Here is a 20,495-nt window from a genome sequence, read left to right as displayed (position 1 = left end):
CATGAGTCTTACCACCCTCGCCCTGATCGCCCTCGTTCCCCTGCTGATCTGGCGCATTCATTCGCGCCTGAAACACCAGATGACCCGGCAGCGCTCGATCCTGTCGCGCCACTACACGGGCCTGTTCGTCTTCGTCGTCATGATCCTCATCCCGGCATCGGAACTCGGCGACCGCCCGTTCCAGCTGGCCGCGCTGGCCGCCGGCGCCATCGGCGGCATCGCGCTGGGCAGCTACGGCCTGCGCCGCACCCGCTTCGAAGACACACCCGAAGGCTATTTCTTCACGCCGCCGTCGCGCATGGGCATCCTCGTCGCCATGCTGCTGGTGGCGCGCGTGGTCTACCTCGGCATCGAGATCTACATGAACCAGGGCAGCAGCCGCCCGAACCCGCGCTTCACGGACAGCCCCATCACGATGCTGTGCCTGGGCTTGACGGCCGCGTATTTCGCCACGTTCTCCGCGGCCCTGATGCGCTGGCGCCAGCGCATGCGCAAAGAAATCGGCGACGCTTGATTCGCTTGATGCAGCCCAATGCGTCATGCATAGCCCTGCGGAGAATGGCCGCAGGGGCCATTTGATGTATTGACAACCGTGTCGTGGCTCCAGTCGTTTGCCTGGAGCACGCATGGTCTTTTCCCTCCTCACCCGCCACTGGCTGGCCCGGCGCCACTACCCGTTCGCGTCCTGGGCAGCCTGCATCATGCGCAGCCTGCGCGTGCTGCTGTTCCGCCGTGCCCACGTGGAATTGCTGGCGATGGACGTCTACCGCAACTACGTGACGCAGGTGCACGACGACGTGTTCCACCACCTGAGCCACCGCAACTATCTCGCCAGAGGGCTGTCGCTGCGCCAGCGCGTGCGCTGCGTGCTGACGCATTACCGCTTCGAGGACGCCATGTTCGACACCGCCTACAAGTACGCCGTCTACCGCGACGGCGGACTCGTACTGTGGCAGCACGAGGCGGACGGCAGCAAGGTCGAGATCCGCCTCGGCATGGCGCAGCGCCTGAACGCGGAAGGCGACCTCACCCTGACCCTGCTGGCGAACGGCAGGCGTGTCCACCGCCTGTCGTTCAGCTGGGTCGACGAGCGCTTCGCCGGCCTGGGCGGGCTCGGCGCGGCCGGCATCCTGCCGTTCATCGCCCGCAACCAGGGGCACCGTGCCGACGAGGCCGACGCCGTCGATGCGTTCCGGCGCGCCTTCCCGCCAGACTCCCCGCTGGTCACGACACCCGTTTTTTTCTGCTGCGCCGCGCTGCAGGGCATCGCGCAGGCGCTGGGCATGGACCACGTGGTGGCCGTCAAGTCGGCCTGGCATTGCGCCTGGCTGCCTTCCGGCGACAAGCATTTCGCCACGGCCTATGACAGCGTATGGCGCAGCCTCGGCGGCACCGACATGCCGGGCCGCGCGTGGTGCATCGCCCTGCCGTTCGAGGCCAGGCCGCTGGCGGCGATACCGTCCAGGCACCGCAAGCGCGCGGCGCGGCGACGCGCGTACTGGCAGGGCATCGGCGACGCGGCACGCGAGGTGCTGTCGCGCCATCTGACGGCGCAGGCATACAAGCAAAACGGCCGGCGTCCCCAGGAACGCCGGCCGCTGCAGCCATCATGACAATGCGGTCAGGCCGCCTGCGCTTCTTCCCCTTCGCGCCGTCGCTGCAGCACGAAGATGGGCTGCGCCCACTGCGTGTCCTTCTTCTTCTTGCTCGTGATGAGCGTGAGGTCGGAAGGATCGTAGACGTCCGTGTTGTGCGTCAGCGGCGTCGTCATCAGGTATTGCGCGTCGGTGTTTTTCAGGAACTCGCCGACCAGCTGGATGTTGCGGATGTCCAGGTGGGCGAACGGCTCGTCGATGAACACGAAGCCGCCGGAACCCTCTTCCGATTTCAGCAGGCCGATCAGCAGCACGAGCGATTTCATGACCTGCTGGCCGCCCGACGCCTCGCCGTCGTTCATGCCGATCTGGCCCTTGCCGTCGAACTTGAAGCGCACGTGCAGGCCCGCTTGCGCCAGTTGCACGTCGTCGTTCTCCAGCCGGACCGGGTCGACCGACACGTCGATGTTCGCCAGCTCGCCCAGTTCGCGGATGTTCTTCGAATAGGTCTTGATCGTGTAGCGCAGGCGCTCGATGTAGGCGCCGCGCGCATTGTCCGTCGCCTCGATCGCGCGGTTGTTCTGGTAGCGGCGTTCTTCCGTCTCCACCTGGCGGCCGGACAGCTGGTCGTTCAGGCGCGCGTACTGGTCGATGACGGTCGGGTCCTGTTCCCAGTCCGCGCGCGCGAGCGACGCGTCGAGGGAGTTCATGCGCAGCTTGACCTGGTGCGCGTTCTGGTGCGTCGCGACGAGGGCCGCACGCTGCTGCGCGCTGCGCCACGACTTCGGCACGTGGCGCCACGACCGGCGCAACGTCAGCAGTTCGCGCGCATGCTCGCTGCGCTGCTCGATCACGCGGCGGTTGTTCAGGCGCATGCCCGCTTCCGCTTCCGACAGCGCCATGCGGGCGTTCTGCCAGACGGTGTCGGCACGCGTGCGCGTGACGGTCGCGTTCTTGATCAGGACCTGCAGCTCGCCCAGGCGCGCCCCCACCTGCAGGCGCTCGGCCTTCAGCGGTTCCAGCGCACGCGTGGCTTCCTCGAATTCGGCCTGGCGCGCCGACAGCTCCTTCGCGGCGTCCACGCCGGCGATGCGCACGCGCAGTGCGGACACTTCCGCCGCCAGCTTGCTGATCGCGAGCGTCAGCGTGTCTTCCTGCGCTTCCAGTGCCGGCAGCGAGCGCTGGATGGCTTCCAGGCGCTGCGTCTTGCCGGCCGCGCCGAAACGGTAGCGCGACGGCTCGACGAACAGCGAGCGGCCACCGCGCCGTTCCCTGTGATACGCGTCCGGCGTGATCCATTCGTCGGCGTCGCTCTTGAAACCGTCGTCGACGGAATCCACGCGCTCGATGCGTTCCAGCTGGTCGATCAGCCAGGACGGCGCCTTCGAGCTGAAACGCACGACGGACAGCAGCGTATCGTCCTTGACGACCGGCGCGTCGACGCAATCCGGCACGATGAAGTGGCGATAGCGCTCCTTCTCCGCCAGTTTATAGGCGGCCGGCGCATCCTTCGCGCGCTCCAGCAGCACGACGGATGCGTAGCCACCGAGCACACCCTCGACGGCGCCTTGCCACTTCGGATCCGTCACTTCGACGATGTCCGACAGCATGGCGTGCGGGATGCCCGCATCGCGCAGCGCGCGGCGCATCTGGCGCTGGGCTTCCGGCTCGGGCATCGTCGTCTTGCCCTGCAGCGCAGAGATGGTCGCCAGCTCGCCCGCGATTTTCGTCGCCAGCGCTTCGCGTTCGGCCTTCTTCTTCGCGAGTTCCGCTTCCTTCGCTTCGAGCTGGGTCGCGACTTCCGCGATGTCGGCGCCGGCATCCGCCGCCAGTTTATTCAGGCGTTCCTTCTGCTCGAGCAGGCTTTCCAGCGGCTTCAGCTTCGCGTTCACCTGCGTCAGGCGCGTCGCGAGTTCGTTCGCTTCCTGTTCGAGCTTCACCTCCTGCTGCTGCGCTTCGGTCAGCGCGCGCTGCTGGGCGGCGAGTGCGTTGCGCTTTTCCGTGAGCAGGCTGTCGGCCTGCATCAGCGGCTTCTTCGCCTCGCGCAGCGCGCGGCTCACGTTCGCGGCCTTTTCGCGCGCTTCGTGGTATTCCAGGCTCGGCAGCACTTCCTCGACGAGGGCGCGGCGTTCCTTTTGCAGGTCTTCCCACTGGTGGTAGTTCGCCACGCGCAGGCGCAGGCCTTCGAGGTTGATGCGCGACGTCTCCAGCTCGGCCTCGAAGCGCTTCAGCTCCGACTCGGTGTCGCGCTGGTGGCGCTTCGCCTCGTCGTACGCATCCAGCACTTCCTTGTCGCCGAACACCTGGAACACGAGGTCCAGCAGCTGGCGCGGCGCGTATTCGCACAGTTTATCGGTCTCGCCCTGCTCCAGCGCGAGCACCTTCGACATCGCCGGCGACAGGCCGGCCGACGCGAGGCGCTTGCGGTAGTTCTCGACGCCGAGCCAGTCGGTGGCTTCCGTCACTTCCTCGATCTGGATATTCCCCGGCCGCATGAGGTACTGGCGCTTCCAGTCGCCGCCGTTCTTCTGCACCTGGCAGAACAGCGTGACTTCGTCGTCGCTGAAGAAGCCGCTATGCCGGAACGGGCGGTTCGACAGCTGGCGGCCGGACGGCTTGTTGTCGACGACGGCGCGCAGCCAGGCACTCTGCTGGCCCGAATGGCGCGCGTAGTGTTTATAGGTCCGGCCCATCGAGCAATCGAGGCCGAACAGCGTGCGCAGCGCGTCGAGCAGCGTCGTCTTGCCGGAGCCGTTCTGGCCGGCGATGGTGATGATCTTGGCGTCGAGCGGGATGTTCTTGATGCGCTGCCAGTAGTCCCAGTGGACCAGCTCGAGGGATTTAATGTGGAACATGCGTGCCTCTTAAGCTTGTGGCGTTTCGGTGTCGACCGGTTCGTCGTTCGCGGCTTCGCTGACGTGACGGCGCGGTGCGGCCGCCACCGGTGCGCGCTTGAACACGTCGGCCAGCGCGCCGTTGATGATGCGTTCCTTCAGCACGTCGGTATCCATCAGGAGGTCCAGCAGCGGACCTTCCAGGATCACGTCGCCGCGGCGCTCGATGAAGCCGAGCTTCGACAACAGGCCCAGGTTCATGTCCATGCGGGTCTTCTTGCCCAGCTTCTCGCCGAAGTCCGCGAGCAGCGTCGTGTACGAGATGCCGATCGACGTGTCTTCCGCGCGCGGGATCGGATTGTCCTTGTCGAACATGTCGGACTGGTCGATGTCGATGGCCTGGTGCGTTTCCTGGCGCTGGCGCTTGGGCAGGATGATCTGCGCCCACAACACGACGAGCAGCGCCACGCCGTCGCGCGTGAGGCCGAAGTTATTGTTCTGCCAGATGTCCTTGGCGCCGAAGATCTTCGGTTCGACGTTGCGGTGCAGGGCCAGCGTGACGTGGTCCGCGTACACGTTGTCGAGGAGCTTCAGGCCGCATTCGAGCAGGCGCTTGTCGATCTCCGCGCGGAACTGGTCGTCGGACAGCGCGCGCTTGACCATCTTGTCGTCGCGGCGCAGGGTCTGGTGCGTGAGCAGTCGCGCGATCAGGATTTGGGCGTCGTCATTCATCTTGCGTCTTGCTTTCCGGGGTGCTCGGTAGATCGAGATTCAGTGAGAGGGTCGCGCGCGAGATGGCCGCGATGTGCGGGTCATCCAGCGCGATCATTTCGTCGGCCGAATCGAAGCGAACCGGCAGGCGCGCCAGTTCGGCGGTCGGGCCCTGCAGGTTGGCCTCGGCCGGATCGCCCAGCAGCGGCAGCAGCGAGGCGCGGTACGATGCGACGGCAAAGCTGGCCGGCAGCAGCGATTCCTGGATCGGCACGCTCTTCGGTGCCCCCTCCGCCATGATGGGGAAGTTGTCCAGGTTGGCGAAATCGGCGAGGCGGCGGATCCAGTCGTCCAGTTCCGCCTGCATCGCCGGGTTGTCGTTGATCGTCATGGCGGCGTCCTCGCCGTTCGGCAGGCCGCCCGGCGCCATGGGCGCGACGCGTTCCATCATGAGTTCCGTCTCGGCCACGTCGATCATCTCGGCCGGCGTCGTGAACAGCGGGACGACCGGGCGGTCGATCGCGTCCTCGGCCAGGCTGGCGAGGTCGTCGTGCGCCAGCAGCCAGCGCTTGATGTCCGTGGTCGACAGGCCCGATTGGCCCAGGTGCACGCGCTGGCGCTCGATCTGGTTCAGCGCGCGCGAGAACATCCCCTGCATGTTCAGGAGCTGCGACTGGGCGCGGCCGATCGCCTGCGCGGCGCGGTGCGTGGCGGAGTCGGCGCGCTCGTCGGACGTGATGGCGCGCAGGATCACGGAGCCCTTCTCGACCCAGTCGCACGCCATGTGCCACTTCGCCTGCGACGCGCGCAGGCGGAATTCGGAACCGGACGCGATCGCGTCGCGGAATTCCTCGTGCAGCTCGACGAGGCGGCCCAGCAAATGCTTCAGCTGGTCGACGGTGATGCCGCCGACGGCCTGCGCACCGGCCACCTGCGACAGCAGGAAGCCCATCTCGGCCTCGTCCTCTTCCGGCTTGCCGAGGGCGAGCAAGGTGTCGAGCGCGGCCAGCACGTTGCGCGCGAGCGGCGTGATGCGGTAGACGGCGGCCGGGTTGTCCCACGCGAGCAGGCCGTGCGTACGCAGGCGGCCCAGCACCGTTTCCAGGCTTTCCGGGATCAGGTAGGCGAACTTCGTGTTGATGTCGGCGCGCGAGAAGGCGGAGTCCATCGCGTCGGACGCGAGCTCGCGCAGCACGAGCAGGCGCACGATGACGCCGTCCTGCGAGCCGTGGAACAGCGCGGTGAACGCCTGCAGCATGGGCTGCGCACGCTTGAGGTGATATACCTGCTCGATCTCGTCCGGCGCCACTCCCTCCTGGAAGTGCGTCTGCAGCGGGTCGAGCTCATCGAGCGCTGGGATTTGGGAGTCGGCGGCGGTTGCTGCCAGGTTGTCGATCATCGTAAGGCTTACCAGTCTGCTGTCGCGCGCGGCCTTCTGGACCACGGGCGCGGGGGCGTCAGTATAACAGTTAAGGCTTGGCAACTAATACGGAACGCCCGCGTACGGTTCACAACTGGTGAATATGCAACGGAATCGAAGCGCCGCTTGACTTGTCAACATTGCAACATCAGGCGCGCGCCCCTCTGATCCCGACAGCGCGATAATGAACGTTGCGATATTTACATCATCTTCATGAGGAGGAATGCCATGCAACGCACACTTGCGGCCGCGGTTGTGTCCACCTTCCTGGCCGCCTGCCTGACCCCGGCCGCCGTCCTGGCGGCGCCACTCACCCCGAAGCAGCAGAACGGCATCAACTACGTCAACGGCGGCGTCGGCGAGGAAGAGCAGGCCGCCATGAAGGCCCAGCGCGCCGACTACAACCTGCTGCTGACCTTTGCCACCAAGCAGAGCGGTGCCTACCGCTCCGACGTCCAGCTCGATATCTCGGATGCCAAGGGTGCCAACCTGGTGACCGCGGCGAATACGGGGCCGATGTTCTTTGCCAGACTGCCGGCGGGCACGTATCGGATCAGCGCGGCGGCGGAGGGCAAGACCTTCAAACGGACCGTCAAGGTGGGCAGCGCGCCCAAGGAGATCGTGCTGCATTGGGAAAATGACAATCCGGACGACCCGGGACCGCAAGAGTAGATTGCACAAGGCGCGCCGGTGCAGGTCAGGCGGCGCCTTGCGCGCGTCCGCGGCGCCGGCACATCCATTATGATGAGGCACATCCAGTTCACGTTGCCCCATCCATGACGCAATCGACGCCGCCTTCGTCCCTTCCCCCCTCCCCGCAGACGCCATCCTATTCGCTGCCGCAAAAGGTCTTCCTCTGGTTGCTCGTGGTGGTGACGATCGCCTTCGGCTGGATCCTGCTGCCCTATTCGGGCGCCATCTTCTGGGGCGTCGTGCTGGCGATCCTGTTCGCGCCGCTGCACAACCGCATGCTGGCGGCCACCGGACGCAAGGCGAACGTCGCCGCCCTGCTCACGCTGCTGACGATCGTCGTCATCGTCATCCTGCCGGTGTCGCTGGTGACGATGTCGCTGGTGAACCAGGCGCTCGGCATCTACAAGCAGGTCGGCACCGGGCACATCGACGTCGGCCGCTACTTCAGCCAGATCGTCGGCGCGCTGCCGCAGTGGGCCGTCAGCCTGCTCGACCGCTACGACCTGTTGAGCCTCGCCACGCTGCAGCAAAAGCTGTCGGCGGGCGCGGCCAGGTTCAGCCAGATCGCCGCCGTGCACGCCATCGACTTCGGGCGTAACACGATGGACTTCCTGATCAGCCTGGGCATCATGCTCTACCTGCTGTTCTTTTTGCTGCGCGACGGCCGCATGCTGGGCGCGCGCATCAAGGCGGCCGTGCCGCTGAGCCGCCGCTACAAGAGCCGCCTGTTCGAGAATTTCACGACCGTCATCCGCGCCACCGTCAAGGGCAACGTGCTGGTCGCGATCGCGCAGGGCATGCTGGGCGGCGTCGCGTTCTGGTTCCTGGGCATCCAGGCGCCGCTGCTGTGGGGCACTGTGATGGCCGTGCTGTCGCTGCTGCCGGCGATCGGCGCCGCGCTGGTCTGGGCGCCGGTCGCCATCTACCTGCTGGTGAGCGGATCGACGTGGGAAGGCATCGGCCTGATCGGCTGGGGCATCGTCGTCATCGGCCTGGTGGACAACATCCTGCGTCCGCTCCTGGTCGGCAAGGACACCAAGCTGCCCGACTACCTCGTGCTGCTATCGACGATCGGTGGCATGGCATTGTTCGGCCTGAACGGCTTCGTGATCGGGCCGGTCGTGGCGGCGCTGTTCGTCGCATGCTGGGAATTGTTCGGCTCGGCCGAGGAATTCCACGTCGACTGATTGCTCGCGATGGGCAGGATGACACCGGCCAGCCGCGCAACCAGCGCATCGATCCGCTCGGCCGGCACCTGCGCGTAACCGAGCATCAGCCCATTTACCGGCGGCCCGCCCGGCACCGCATGGGCCGACAACGCATTCACGACGATCCCCTGCGCCCGCGCGCGACGCACGATCTCGATGTCTGCAAGACCATCGGCGGGCAGGCGCAGGGCGAGGTGCATCCCGGCCGAAGCCCCTTCGACGACCGCGTGACTGCCCATGTGCCGCCCGAACGCCTCCACCAGCGCATCCCGCCGCTGCCGATACAACCGCCGCATCCGCCGCAAATGCAGCGCGAACTCCCCGCCGCGTAAAAACTCCGCCAGCGCGAGCTGCTCCGCCGTCCGCCCCGCCGCTGCCGACTGCGCGCGCATGACGGCCAGTTGCGGCGCCAGCCCGGCCGGCACGACGACGAACCCGATGCGCAGCGCCGGAAACATCGTCTTGCTGAACGTGCCGCAGTACAGCACGGGCGCGTCCGCCACGAGGCCCTGCATCGCCGCCAGCGGCGGGCCTTCGTGGCGGAATTCGCTGTCGTAGTCGTCCTCGACGATCAGCGCGCCGGCCGCACGTGCGCCGTCGATCAGTGCGAGGCGCCGCGCCGCCGACGTCACTACGCCGATGGGGTACTGGTGCGACGGCGTCGTGTAGATCAGCTTCGGGCGGCGCGCGCTCCAGTCGTGAAGATACGGCGCCATGCCCTCCCCGTCCACGGCGATGCCCTCGACGATCAGGCCCGCACCCCGGAACGCGGCCAGCGCGCCGCCGTAGCCGGGGCTCTCGATCCAGGCGATATCGCCCGCGTCCGCGCACGCGTGGGCGCACAGGTCGAGGCTCGCCTGCGTGCCGTCCGTGATGAAGACCTGGCCCGGCTCGCACACGACGCCGCGCGACGCGCGCAGGTAGTCCGCGATCGCCGTGCGCAGCGCCGGCTCGCCGGCCGGGTCGCCGTAGTTCAGCTGGTCCGCGGACAGGCCCCTCCATGCGCGGTCCAGCAGGCGGCGCCACTGCGCCAGCGGGAATGCACGCAGGTCGGGCACGCCGGGCGTGAACGGCAGCGCGACACTGGCCGTGCCGTTCACGGTCCGCAGGTTCTGCGCGCGGCGCGCAAGGCCCGCCTGCGGCACGTTGGCGCTGCGCCGGCGCGGCGCGGGGGCGATGCCCGCGACCACGGTGCCGCGCCGGTCCGGGATGACGAAGCCTTCGCACGCCAGCTGCTCGTACGCATACAGCACGGTGTTGCGGGCGATGCCCAGCTCCTGCGCCAGCGCGCGCGTCGCAAGCAGGCGCGTGCCGGCGGCCAGCGTGCCGTCGCGGATCGCGGCGCGCAGGCATTCGTGCAGCAGGCGCTGGCGCGGCCAGGCGTGATGCGCGTGGTCGCGGCCGAAGGCGTCCAGCAGCAGCGAATAATCCATCGTGGCTCCATGAAATAGCGCGCCCCTGGATCTGTTGCTGGGGCCAACTTGACCATTATAGTGCGGCTTCCATTCACCGCATCGAGGCCATGAATACCGCTCCCTCCACCCGCACCCAGGTCAAGCGCATCGCGCGCAACGCATCCTACGACCCCGCCCTGCTGCACGCCATCGTCGATGCCGCCTACGTCTGCCACATCGCCTTCGCCGACGCGCACGGCACGCACTGCATCCCCACCGCCTGCTGGCGCAGCGGCGACTACCTGTACATCCACGGGTCGAACGGCAGCCGCATGCTGCAGCGCCTGACGGAGCAGGATTGCTGCGTGACGATCACGCACGTGGACGGCCTCGTGCTCGCGCGCTCCGCCTTCAATCACTCGATGAATTACCGCAGCGCGATGGTCTACGGCCGCTTCGAGGTCGTCGGCGAACCCGCCAAGCGCGACGCGCTGGCCGACTTCATGGAGCACCTGGCGCCGGGCCGGCAGGCGGGGATCCGTCCGGGGAACGACAAGGAATTCGCGGCGACGACCGTGATGCGCATTGCACTGGCCGAAGCCGCGTGCAAGGCGCGTACGGGTCCGCCGAACGACGACGAGGAGGACATGCACATCGCCGCGTGGGCCGGCGTGCTGCCGCTCGCACAGGCGCGCGGGACGCCGGTGCCGGACGCGCATTGCGCGGCCGCGGCGCCGGCCTACGTAAAGGACTGGGCTACTTCTTGACGATGCGTTCGAGCGTCTGCTCGACGTAGTCGCGGTCGTTGTCGGTGAAGCGCAGCTTGACCGGATACCACTCGTGGCCGGGCGCCAGCCAGATGTCGAGCGACTGGTCCCTGGAACCCGGCGGCGGCGCGCGCATCACGTGCACGGCATCCACTTCGCCCAGCGACGCCCCGGCCTGCACCTTCTCGCGGCCGACGACGCGGAACGTCCACGGGTCCGCGTCGCGCGGGCCGATGACGAAGAACTGCCATTCCGATCCCGGCTTGAACTTGTCCTTCGCGGCGCGCGCGACCGCCACCAGTTGCCACGAGACGGACACGCGGTCCTGCTCGCCACCCTTGATCGGATACGTCTTGTCGCCGTCGCTGAAGGTGATGGTCTTGCCGTCGCGGTCGAAGGTGGCCGTCGTCGGATCCTTGCGGAAGCGCTTGTCGTAGTACTCCGTCGGTGCGAGGCCCCAGTTGTCGACGATGCCCGTGCTGCGGTTTTCCGTCAGCTTGCCCAGCAGCGCCACGCGCGACTCGGCGTTGACGGAATATTTACTGTCATTGACGCGCCAGGTGAGCGTCGCATCGCCGCTCAGGTTGAAGCCGCGCTGGCGCGCGCCGATGGAATAGGTCAGGTCGGCCGACGGCGGCAGGTCGAACGGGCGCTTGATGGCCGGATGTTCTTCCGCCGCGACCGCCTGGCCGCCCAGCACGGTCATCAATACTGCCCCTGCGCCTGCCGTCTTCAAAACATTTTTCATATATCAGCTTCCTGCTTGTTGAATCACGATTTTGCTCGCGGTCTGGGTCGTCACCGCCCCACTCGCCTCGACGTTGCGGATCTGTACCGGATACCAGCCATAGGCCGGCGCCAGCCAGAGTTCCAGGCGCGAATTGTACGAGCCGGGTTTCGGTGGACGCACGAAGTGCCACGTGGCGATGCGGCCCAGCGGCGTGTCGAGCTGTTCCTGTCCGGCCACCGTGAAGGTGAAAACGCTTGCGTCGCGGTCTTCGCCGACAAGGATGTCGATATTTCCCGACAATTGTTTCGAATCACCGCGCGCGATGGCCGCCAACTGCAGCGGCACGCTGGCTTTATCCTGCGCGCCCGGCACGAGCGGATACTTCGCGCCGGATGCCGAAAACGTCAGCGTGCCCTCCTGGCGATTGAAATGCGTCGCCGTCATGGCGCGTCCGCGCCGCTTCTCCGTCATCAAGGTGGGGACGAATCCTTCGTCTCCAACCGTGCCCTCGCTCGTGAGGGTGAGCAGGTTCACGTGCGCGAACACGACGCGGATGCCGGCCTCGATCTTTACGCGGTAGCTGGACGGCGTCACCCGCCAGGACAGCAGCGCGTCGCCGCTCCACTTCGTGCCGTTCGCGTCCGTGCGCGCGACGTCGAGCGTGATGTCGGCCGAAGGCGGCATGTCGACCTTGTAACGGCGCGCTTCCGGCGCGGCCGGCTGGGGCTTCGGTGCCGCTTCCTGCTGGACCTGCGCCTGGGGCGCCGCGTCCTGTGTCGTGGATTGTACGGGGTCCGCACCGGCGGCGGCGCCACCCTGCCCCGTTTGCTGTCCCGCCGCATCGGACGCCGCGAGACCGTCCGATTCCGGCGTCAACGCCCCATCGGAACGACCGGGCGGCGGCGCGGCGGGCACCACGGGCTCCGGATCGATCTCGGGCAACGGCGGCGGCTCCAGCGCCGGCTGCGGTGGCGGCACGGGCGGCAGCGGGCGCGGCTGCGGCGCCTCGACCAGCTCGGCCGTCAGGGGCGCGCGGCCCGTGCGGGCGGACGGGTCGGGCACCTGGCCCGTCTGGCGCACGAACCAGACGAACACGAGCACATGCAACAGGACCGTGAGCGCGCCCAGCGCCAGTTGCCGGCGGCGTCGGGTCGTGGCGTATGCGGGGCTCATCCGCCTAGTGTAGCCGGTCCGCCCGCGCACTGCCGGCCTGTGCTTCCAACCATCGCATCCAACCATATCTATGTCGGCTCTTATTTATCTGTTACGCTAGCGGCCACCAACCAGGGAGAGACCACCATGCTGAAACCCTCCGCACCCGCCATGCCAGGCGTGACGGACACGCTGGAATTCGTCAAGAACCTGTGGGGATCCATGCAGATCCCCGGCACCGGTATGCAAGGCATACCCGGCATGCCGGGGATGGCTGGCATCGCCGCACCGCCGATGTCGACCGAAGACCTGGACAAGCGCATCGCCGACCTCAAGGCGGTCGAGTCCTGGCTGAACCTGAACCTGTCCATGCTGCGCGGGACCATCCAGGCCCTCGAAGTGCAGCGCGGCACGCTGATGACGCTGAAGACGATGGGTGCCTCGATGGCCGAAGCGATGCGCCAGTCCGGCGTCAGCGCGGAAAAGATGGCCTCCATGCCGTTCTCGCCCTTCTTCGGGGCGCAGGGCCAGGCGGGCGCCGCTGCCAAGCCGGCAACGCCGGCCGCGAAGACGGATGCACCCAAGGCGCCGGCTGCCGCCGCGGCAGGCAGCGGCGGCACGGCTCAGCCGGGCACGGCCGCGCCGCAGGCCGCCGGCGCAGCGGACGCGCCGGGCAACCCGGCGCGGCGGCGATGCCGGCTGCCGTCGCATGGTGGAACATGCTGCAGGAACAATTTACGCAGGCCGTCGCCAACGCGATGACGCCGAGCGCCGCCGCGCCGGCAGCGCCCGCGAAGGAGGCAGGCGGGGCGCCGAAAGCGGAAGCGCCCAAGGACGCGCCGAAGGTGCAGCCGCCTGCGCCGAACGGCGGCAACGGCAGCAACGGCAGCAACGGCAAGACGCGGACCAGCCGGTCGAAGACCGACAAGACCTGACGTCCACCCCGGCCGTCAGCCGAGCTCGAACGGCAGCTTGCGCAAGCGCTTGCCCGTGAGCTGGAAGATGGCGTTGGCGAAAGCCGGCGCCAGCGGCGGCAAGCCCGGCTCGCCCATGCCGGTGGGCGGCTCGGTGGACGGCACGATGAATACGTCCACATGCGGCATGTCCGGCATGCGCGCCACCGTGTAGTCGTTGAAATTCCCCTGCTCGACGACGCCGTCCCTGAACGTGATGGCGGCGCCGGGCAACGTGGTGCCGAGGGCGGCCAGCACGGCGCCCTGCACCTGCGCCTCGATCGACAGCGGATTGACGGCCAGGTTGCAATGCACGCCAGCCGTGACCTTGTGCAGCTTCGGCACGCCCTTCTCGACCGACGCCTCGACCACGTAGGCCACCACGCTGCCGGACATGCCGTGCACGGCCACGCCCCAGGCACGGCCCTCGGCCAGCCGCTTCTTGCCGTAGCCGGACTTCTGCACGGCCAGGTCGAGCGCCGCCAGGTGGCGTGGGCGTTTATCACCCAGCAGCTTGCGGCGGTACGCGACCGGGTCGGCGCCGGCCGCGTGCGCCACTTCGTCCACCAGCGTCTCCATGACGAACGCCGTGTGATTCGACGCCGACCCGCGCCACCACAGCACCGGCACGTTCGCCTTCGGATGATGCACCGTCAGCTTTACCGGCAACGCATACGCCTCGGCGATGCCCTCGGTCGTCGTGGAATCCACGCCGTTCTTGATGAGCACCGATTCGAACGGCGTGCCCGCGCTGATCGCCTGGCCGACGATCACATGGTTCCACGCGACGACGTCGCCGTTCCCATCGAGCCCGATGTCGACCTTGTGCACGTGCGCCGGGCGATAGTAGCCGCCCTTGATGTCGTCCTCGCGGCTCCAGATGATTTTCACGGGGCCGCGCCCGTACGCCTTCGCGACGTTGACCGCTTCGACCAGGTCGTCCGACGTGGTCACGCCGCGGCGGCCGAATCCGCCGCCGGACATCATCGTGTGCAACGTGACCTGCGTGAGCTTGAGCCCCGCCGCGGCCGCGACGGCGGTCTGGTCGAAGGTCTGGAACTGCACGCCCGCCCACACCGAGCAGCGATCCGCGTGGAGGTCGACCACGCAGTTCACCGGTTCCATCGGCGCGTGCGCGAGATAGGGGAATTCGTAGACGGCCGAGATCGAGGCCGGCGCCAGCGCCGGCGCGGCGGCAAGCGCGCGGTAATCGCGCAGTTGGCGGCCCGAATCGAGCTTGTCGACGGCGTCCGTATCCCAGTCGATGACGAGCGCATCGCGCCCCTGCTGCGCCTGCCAGTACCCATCCGCGATCACGGCCACGCCACGACCGCCGCTGCCGGCCGCCACCTCGACCACGTCCACCACGCCCTGGATCGCGCGCGCCCTGGCGGCATCGAGACTGCGCACCCGGGCGCCGAACACGGGCGGACGCGCGACCACGGCCACCTTCATGCCGGGCAGGGAAAAATCGATGCCGAACTGCTGCCGGCCGCTCGACTTGGCGCGCGCATCCAGGCGTCCGGTCGGCTTGCCGATGCGCTGGAAATCCTTCGCGTCCTTCAGCTTGACGGTCGCCGGCACCGGCAGCTTCATGGCCGCATCGGCCAACGCGCCGTAGCGCGCCTTGCGGCCGCCGGGGCCGATGACCGTGCCCGCCGACGTGGTGCACGACGCCGGCGCGACCTGCCACTGCTCGGCCGCGGCGGCGATCAGCATCGCGCGGGCGCGCGCGCCGGTCTCGCGGTAATGCGTGAACGAGTGCGCCACGGAGATGGAACTGCCCGTCATCTGGATGCCGAACAGCGGATCCTTGTAGGCGTCGCCGGCCGGCGCCAGTTCGGCGCGCACGCGCGACCAGTCGGCGTCGAGCTCCTCGGCGATCAGCATCGGCAGCGCCGTGTGGACGCCCTGGCCGAATTCGAGCCGGTCGACCATCACGGTGACGGTGTCGTCGGGCGCGATGTGCAGGAAGGCGTTCGGTGCCGGTGCGGCTGCGCGGCCGGGGACAGGCAGCATAAAGCCGAGCACGAGCCCGCCGGCGGACTTGAGGAAGCCGCGGCGGGTCACCGCCGCGTGGGTGGTCCGTTCGATGCGCACGTCGCTCTCCGCTGTAATCAAAGGCAAATTTTCACACGGCGGGCAGTGCCGCCGGGATTATGATTTTCACTAGACCGTGTAGCGAATTACGCCACGTCAGTCAAACAACAACCAACTAGAATTGAAAATTGCGTGGAAGGCCATTGCAGAGAACAATCCATAACGCAGGCGAAAGTAACTCAGGACAACTCCCGTAATCATCTGCGAAGAGACGACGAACACTGTCAGGCACCCAAGCCAACCATTGGTGGTCGCAATCGTAAAATTGCCAAGGTGAGCAAGGCCAAACGCAACCGCATTCCCCCACACGATCAGGCGATATCGAGTCAGGAAGGCACGTCCTCGCGCCATGCGTAGAGAAAATTTTCTCGCATCATCGAGGTGTCGCCGGCGAACGTGATCGACGAACATCACAGCCGCAACAACGCCAAGCAGGACGAGCGAGACCTGCCAGCTCCCAATGAAAAGGGGTATCAGCACAGGCTGCACCGCGAGTGTCGCGGTCGCACTGCGCAGGCCAGCCCGAAAGACCAGTTCCTCGAGCAGTGGGGCGACCACCACCGACGCAAACGCCATGCGGGTGCCCGACCAATCCAGCGTCGATGTCACGCCGAGCAGCTTGGTCAGCCCAAGCAGTATCGGTGAAAGCACGATCGCAAACGACACCAGATATGCAAGCAATATGACCGCCAGGCGCCAGATCAGGCCGGACATGCCGACGTCGGCAGGGTGCCGACGTGTTGGACGCCAACAGAAACGTGCCAACTGACTCAATTCGGCACGAATCTTCGGCGTCCATTCGCTGGTAACGGAGCGCGCACCCGACAACTACACCACCTCGTCGACCACGCCACTCTCCGCCACCGGCTGCAGCTGCGCCAACTGTTCCATCAGCTGCGCGAAGCGCTGCTGCCCCGGCAGCAGGCGGTCGACGTGGTGCAGCACCTCGTACGCTTCGCTCGATAACGCGGTGTCGTAGCCGTGCTGCTGCATGTGCGAGACGAGGATCTGGGCCGCGTTGAACAGGATGCGCTGGTTGTTCGGCACCTTCTTGCGCGCCTGGCGCATCCACTCGACGGCATCCTTCAGCTTGCCCGTCTTCCACAGCAGCACGCCCTGGTTCATCAGGTCCGTGGCTTCCTTCTTGGAGGCGCGGATGAACTCCAGGCCCTCGTCGCCGAGGCGCGCCTTGTCGAAGATCTTCTGCACTTCGTCGAGCAGCAGCGGGTTGTCGTGGTTGTTGCGGATCACGTAGCACAGCAGCTCCACCGGCGCATCCTTCACGCCCACCGCGAACAGCAGCGTGGCCAGTTCCAGGCAGGTCGGAATGTCGGGCCGGTCCTCCGTCGCGTTCAGCAGCGCTTCCAGCTCGTCGCCGGCCTTGCGCGCGCGCCGGTAGTCGCCGCTCTCGTGGTAGACGAGACCCTCGGTGATCTTGGAACGCAGCGCGATGTCCGGATGGTCGGCGGCGAACTCGCGCTGGACCTGCAGCAGCAGCCGCAGCGCTTCCTTCGCATCGTTCTTCTGGCCGCACACGCGCGCCAGCCCGAGGTAGGCGTCGGGTGTCTTCATGATGGAATACTCGCCGATCAGGATGCACTTGCGGAAGGCCTGCTCCGCCATCTGCACGTTGCCCACCTTGAGCGCCACGTTGCCGAGATTGCGCTGGCGCGGCACGGAATTCGGCGACAGTTTTGCCGCGCGCTCGAGGATCGCGCACGCCTCGTCCAGCTTGCCCAGGTTCTGATAGGTCAGCGCGAGCTGGTCGTACGCGTCGATGTAATAGCGGTTCTCCGCGATCACGCTCTGGAAGGCTTGCCGCGCCTGTTCGAATTCGCCGTTGGCCATGCGGATCTTGGCGATGCCGGCGCGCGCCCACTGGTATTCGCGCTGCTCCAGCACGCGCTCGTACACCTCGCGCGCCTTCACCGGCTCGCCGCTCTTTTCCATCAGCTTGGCCTTCATGCGCAGCAGGTCGATCTCGTGCGCCTTGTGGCCTTCGATGGCGGCATCGCACAGGCGCGCCGCGCGCAGGTAGTCCTTCTCCGCATAGGCCTGGTCGATGAGGCGGAAGACCTGCTTCTTGTGCCACACGCGATTGAGCCGCGTGAGCAGCACGCCTTCCGTGATCGGCTTGATCAGGTAGGCGTCCGGCTGATGCTCGGCCGCGCCCATCACCGATTCCACGCTCTTTTCGGCCGACACCATCAGCCACACGGTGCTTGGGTTGACGAGGTTGCGCACGCGCGCTTCCTCCAGCACCTGCTGGCCGTTCTTGCCGTCGCCCAGGTTGTAGTCGCACAGGACGACGTCGTAGCGGATGCGCGCCAGCAGGCCCATCGCCTCGCCGCCGGACGAGGCCTGGTCGATGTTCTTCGCGCCCAGGCTGCGCAGGGCTTCGCGCAGCAGCTGGCGCACGCCGACGAAGTCGTCGACGACGAGATAGTTCTTGTCGGCCCAGTCGATTTCGTTGACGGCCTTGGCGGAAGCGTTCATGGCAGGTTCAGGATGAAGCAGCCGCCGCCGTAGCGGCCGCCGTTTTCCAGGCGCAGCGTGCCGCGCCGCTCGCGGTGCTGGTGCATGCGCGCGACTTCGCTGGAAAAATACAGGCCCAGGCCCGCGCTGTTGGTCAGGAAGTTCATGCCGCCCGCCGTTTCGCGGGTGGCGATCGCGCCGGCCTTCAACAGCGCCGGCGGATAACCGGGGCCGTTGTCTTCCACGCGCAGTTCGAGCCAGTTGTCGTCGGTGACGCGGATCGCCAGCCGCACCGTGTCGCAGGTGTAGTGGATGGCGTTGTTGATCGCATGCGACAGCACGCCCACGATCAGGTCTTCGTCGAAGTGCCAGACGAGGTCCGCGTCGTAATCGAGTTCCAGCTTCAGGCCGCGCGACTTCAGCAGCACGCGCTCCAGCGCCACCACCTGGTCGACCAGTTGGCCCAGCTCGAGCGGCTGCACGTCGAACGGGTACGCGGGCGTGCCCACCTGCTTGTACAGCGCGAGCAACTGCATCAGGTTGTCGTTCAGGCGCTTCGTCTGGTACAGCATGTGCGCCATCTGCGGGTACGCCGATTCCGTCTGCGGAGATGCGTCGACAAGAAGCCGCTCCAGCGTCCCGGACAGGACGCTGATCGAATTCTTCATGTCATGCGCGGTCGAGGCGAGAAACAGCGACAGTTCGGGCGCGTCGGGGGTGTCGTCCATGGCTGGATCAGGTGTGAAATGTTGCTTGGCACACATTATACCTTTGAAACTTTCGGTTGCCCGAAAGAAATCAATTTTCAGGCTGCGGACCCCGCGGCGCGCGGCGTGCGCGCAACACGAAGCGGGCCGGATCGAGCGCGTCGACCAGGCTGGACTCCAATGGCAGCGGCTCGCCTTCGATCTGGGCGGCGAGCAGTTCGGCCGCCAGACCGGCCCAGATCAGGCCGCGCGACGCATAGCCGAGCAGTCCGTACAGTCCCGGATGGCGCGGCACGTCGCGCAGGCGCTCGGTGGTGCCGGCGGCGGCGAAATCCGGCAGGCGGCCGACGAGCGGCAGGCGGTCCGGCGCCACGCAACGAAAACCCACGCGCCCCGCCAGCGGCGCATCCGCCGCCGCATGCGGATCGGACAGCAGGCCGCGCAGGCGCTCCAGGTTTTCCGCGTGGCTCTCGGGCGACAGCGCGGGATTCGGATCGGCGTCGTAGGTCGCGCCGGCGCTGCACACGCCCCCGGACGGCGGCGTCAGATACGCCTCGCGGCACAGCACGACGGGCAGTTTCGGCACCATGTCGGCCGGCACGTGCGACACCTGCCCGCGCAGCATCGTCAATGGCAGCGGCGCGGCCTGCGGCACCTGCGCGGCGCCGGCGCCGTTGGCCAGGATCAGGTTCGGCGCCCGCGCGACCACGATGCCGTGCTCGTTCGTCAGGTGCCACTGCTCGCCGTCGCGTTCGATGCGCACGTCGCCCACGCCGAATTTACGCTCCAGGCGCCCGCCGCACGCATCCAGCATCGCCGCGCACACGCTGCCGGGCCGCGCCCAGCCGGCGCCGCGGAACAGCCAGCCGCCGTCCGGCGCCGGCAGGCCGCCGAGCAGCGCTTCCGCCTCCGGGCGTTCCAGCCACTCGGCGAAATCGGGCGGCAGCGACGTATCGGCGGCGATGGCGCGCTGCACGTCCGCGTGGCCGGCGTCGCGCGCCAGCTGCAGCACGCCGCATTTGTCGCCCTCGATGGCGCGGCCGATGCCGCCCAGGCGCTCCCAGTGGCGCAGCGCGTACAGGTAGGCGGCGCGCGTCAGGCGCGTGGGCACGTTGTCGTCCTTCGACAGCAGCGGCATGAAGATGCCCGCGCGGTTGCCCGACGCTTCCATCGCGGGCTGCGGCTGGCGGTCGACGACCGTCACCTGCCAGCCGCGCGCACACAGGCGCTCGGCCGCGGCGGAACCGGCGATGCCGGCACCCAGCACGATCGCGCGGCGTTCGGGCGCCGGCGGTGCGGGCGGCCGTGGCTTGCGGCTGGCGAAGCGCGCGTGGCGGCCATCCGCGTCGAACACGAAGCCCTGCGCCGCCAGTGCGGCGACCTGGTCTTGCGTGAGGCCTTGCGCCTGCAGCGTGGCGTCCTGCGCGGCCACGCGCGCGACGTGGCGCGCGAAGTCCGAGCCTGCGTGTTCGATGTCGTGCAGGCGGAACATGTCGACGCGCGCCGTCAGCTGGGCCAGCGCGTCCGCCAGCGGTGCGCTGATCAGGTCCAGCGTGACGCCCGGCTCCGCCTGCGGCATGCGGTGGAAGCCCGGCAGCAGGTGGTCGCACAGGGCGACGATGTGAAGATTGGGAGAACGGTGCGGATCGGTGCGCCAGACGTCCGTCAGGACGCGGACCGCGGCGCCGTCGCCGTAATGCGAATCGAAGACGGTATAGCGGGCCCGGGTGCACCAGCAGGCACGGTAGTCCATGAC

17 protein-coding genes and 1 pseudogene are annotated in these 20,495 nt (G+C 67.6%); 7 read left to right on the top strand and 11 right to left on the bottom strand.

Annotated features, from left to right (window positions below):
- The first annotated feature begins 1 nt into the window (after position 1).
- Together ACEN98_RS18540 and ACEN98_RS18535 are read left to right on the top strand one after the other, a co-directional pair.
- Positions 2-514 carry a hypothetical protein gene (locus ACEN98_RS18540; protein ID WP_413341098.1) on the top strand — a complete coding sequence of 171 codons (513 nt, stop codon included), beginning with the start codon at positions 2-4 and terminating at the stop codon, positions 512-514.
- 112 nt (positions 515-626) lie between these two features.
- Positions 627-1,613, top strand: a complete 987-nt coding sequence (locus ACEN98_RS18535; protein ID WP_413386304.1) for a DUF535 family protein — start codon at positions 627-629, stop codon at positions 1,611-1,613.
- An 8-nt stretch (positions 1,614-1,621) separates the two neighbouring features.
- On the opposite strand, the gene ACEN98_RS18530 is transcribed toward ACEN98_RS18535, so the two are convergent.
- The 3 genes from ACEN98_RS18530 to ACEN98_RS18520 are packed head-to-tail and all read right to left on the bottom strand — an operon-like array spanning position 1,622 to position 6,539.
- Entirely contained in the window at positions 1,622-4,450 is a 2,829-nt protein-coding gene (locus ACEN98_RS18530; protein WP_413386303.1) for an ATP-binding protein, read from the bottom strand.
- A gap of 9 nt (positions 4,451-4,459) precedes the next feature.
- The gene (locus tag ACEN98_RS18525; RefSeq protein ID WP_413341104.1) at positions 4,460-5,161 is read right to left on the bottom strand and encodes a hypothetical protein; all 702 of its coding nucleotides are present in this window, start codon (positions 5,159-5,161) and stop codon (positions 4,460-4,462) included.
- Positions 5,154-6,539 (bottom strand): hypothetical protein, encoded by a 1,386-nt coding sequence (locus ACEN98_RS18520; RefSeq protein WP_413386301.1) that lies wholly within the window; start codon positions 6,537-6,539, stop codon positions 5,154-5,156. Before ACEN98_RS18520 ends, ACEN98_RS18525 begins: the two co-directional genes overlap by 8 nt.
- Before the next feature lie 249 nt (positions 6,540-6,788).
- Between ACEN98_RS18520 and ACEN98_RS18515 the strand changes: the two genes are divergently transcribed.
- Together ACEN98_RS18515 and ACEN98_RS18510 are read left to right on the top strand one after the other, a co-directional pair.
- Entirely contained in the window at positions 6,789-7,232 is a 444-nt protein-coding gene (locus tag ACEN98_RS18515) for a hypothetical protein (protein ID WP_413386300.1), read from the top strand.
- Positions 7,233-7,336: 104 nt separating this feature from the next.
- Positions 7,337-8,440, top strand: coding sequence for an AI-2E family transporter (locus ACEN98_RS18510; RefSeq protein ID WP_413386298.1), 1,104 nt, complete (start codon positions 7,337-7,339; stop codon positions 8,438-8,440).
- Positions 8,441-8,457: 17 nt separating this feature from the next.
- On the opposite strand, the pseudogene ACEN98_RS18505 reads toward ACEN98_RS18510, so the two are convergent.
- Positions 8,458-9,894 (bottom strand): annotated as a pseudogene (locus ACEN98_RS18505) (PLP-dependent aminotransferase family protein); the annotation flags it as partial.
- An 89-nt stretch (positions 9,895-9,983) separates the two neighbouring features.
- On the opposite strand from ACEN98_RS18505, the gene ACEN98_RS18500 reads away from it, so the two are divergent.
- Entirely contained in the window at positions 9,984-10,622 is a 639-nt protein-coding gene (locus ACEN98_RS18500; protein WP_413386297.1) for a pyridoxamine 5'-phosphate oxidase family protein, read from the top strand.
- Here the strand turns inward: ACEN98_RS18500 and ACEN98_RS18495 are convergent.
- On the bottom strand, positions 10,612-11,370 hold the full coding sequence (locus ACEN98_RS18495; RefSeq protein WP_413386296.1) for a DUF3108 domain-containing protein: 759 nt from the start codon (positions 11,368-11,370) through the stop codon (positions 10,612-10,614). The genes ACEN98_RS18500 and ACEN98_RS18495 overlap by 11 nt on opposite strands.
- Positions 11,371-11,373: 3 nt before the next feature.
- Positions 11,374-12,525, bottom strand: a complete 1,152-nt coding sequence (locus tag ACEN98_RS18490; RefSeq protein WP_413386295.1) for a DUF3108 domain-containing protein — start codon at positions 12,523-12,525, stop codon at positions 11,374-11,376.
- Between the two features lie 126 nt (positions 12,526-12,651).
- On the opposite strand from ACEN98_RS18490, the gene ACEN98_RS18485 reads away from it, so the two are divergent.
- Together ACEN98_RS18485 and ACEN98_RS18480 are read left to right on the top strand one after the other, a co-directional pair.
- Positions 12,652-13,266, top strand: coding sequence for a PhaM family polyhydroxyalkanoate granule multifunctional regulatory protein (locus ACEN98_RS18485; RefSeq protein WP_413386294.1), 615 nt, complete (start codon positions 12,652-12,654; stop codon positions 13,264-13,266).
- Complete coding sequence (locus ACEN98_RS18480) at positions 13,224-13,439, top strand: hypothetical protein (RefSeq protein WP_413386293.1); 216 nt, start codon at positions 13,224-13,226, stop codon at positions 13,437-13,439. Before ACEN98_RS18485 ends, ACEN98_RS18480 begins: the two co-directional genes overlap by 43 nt.
- Positions 13,440-13,454: 15 nt before the next feature.
- On the opposite strand, the gene ACEN98_RS18475 is transcribed toward ACEN98_RS18480, so the two are convergent.
- The 5 genes from ACEN98_RS18475 to mnmC form a co-directional block, all read right to left on the bottom strand.
- Positions 13,455-15,557: a molybdopterin cofactor-binding domain-containing protein gene (locus ACEN98_RS18475; protein ID WP_413386292.1), complete on the bottom strand. Its 2,103-nt coding sequence runs from the start codon at positions 15,555-15,557 to the stop codon at positions 13,455-13,457.
- Between the two features lie 96 nt (positions 15,558-15,653).
- Positions 15,654-16,271, bottom strand: a complete 618-nt coding sequence (locus ACEN98_RS18470; RefSeq protein ID WP_413386291.1) for a type II CAAX prenyl endopeptidase Rce1 family protein — start codon at positions 16,269-16,271, stop codon at positions 15,654-15,656.
- A gap of 114 nt (positions 16,272-16,385) precedes the next feature.
- Positions 16,386-18,053, bottom strand: coding sequence for a tetratricopeptide repeat protein (locus ACEN98_RS18465; RefSeq protein ID WP_413386290.1), 1,668 nt, complete (start codon positions 18,051-18,053; stop codon positions 16,386-16,388).
- The gene (locus ACEN98_RS18460) at positions 18,050-18,760 is read right to left on the bottom strand and encodes a sensor histidine kinase (RefSeq protein ID WP_371765122.1); all 711 of its coding nucleotides are present in this window, start codon (positions 18,758-18,760) and stop codon (positions 18,050-18,052) included. The genes ACEN98_RS18465 and ACEN98_RS18460 overlap by 4 nt, the downstream gene beginning before the upstream one ends.
- Positions 18,761-18,830: 70 nt before the next feature.
- Positions 18,831-20,492 carry an FAD-dependent 5-carboxymethylaminomethyl-2-thiouridine(34) oxidoreductase MnmC gene (gene mnmC, locus ACEN98_RS18455; protein WP_413386289.1) on the bottom strand — a complete coding sequence of 554 codons (1,662 nt, stop codon included), beginning with the start codon at positions 20,490-20,492 and terminating at the stop codon, positions 18,831-18,833.
- Between the last annotated feature and the right edge of the window lie 3 nt (positions 20,493-20,495).

Source organism: Massilia sp. CT11-137, from assembly GCF_047302885.1.
Classification (GTDB): Bacteria; Pseudomonadota; Gammaproteobacteria; order Burkholderiales; family Burkholderiaceae_D; genus Telluria; species Telluria orientalis.
Note: the sequence above shows the minus strand (reverse complement) of the source record. Positions and strands in the feature narration are given on the sequence as shown.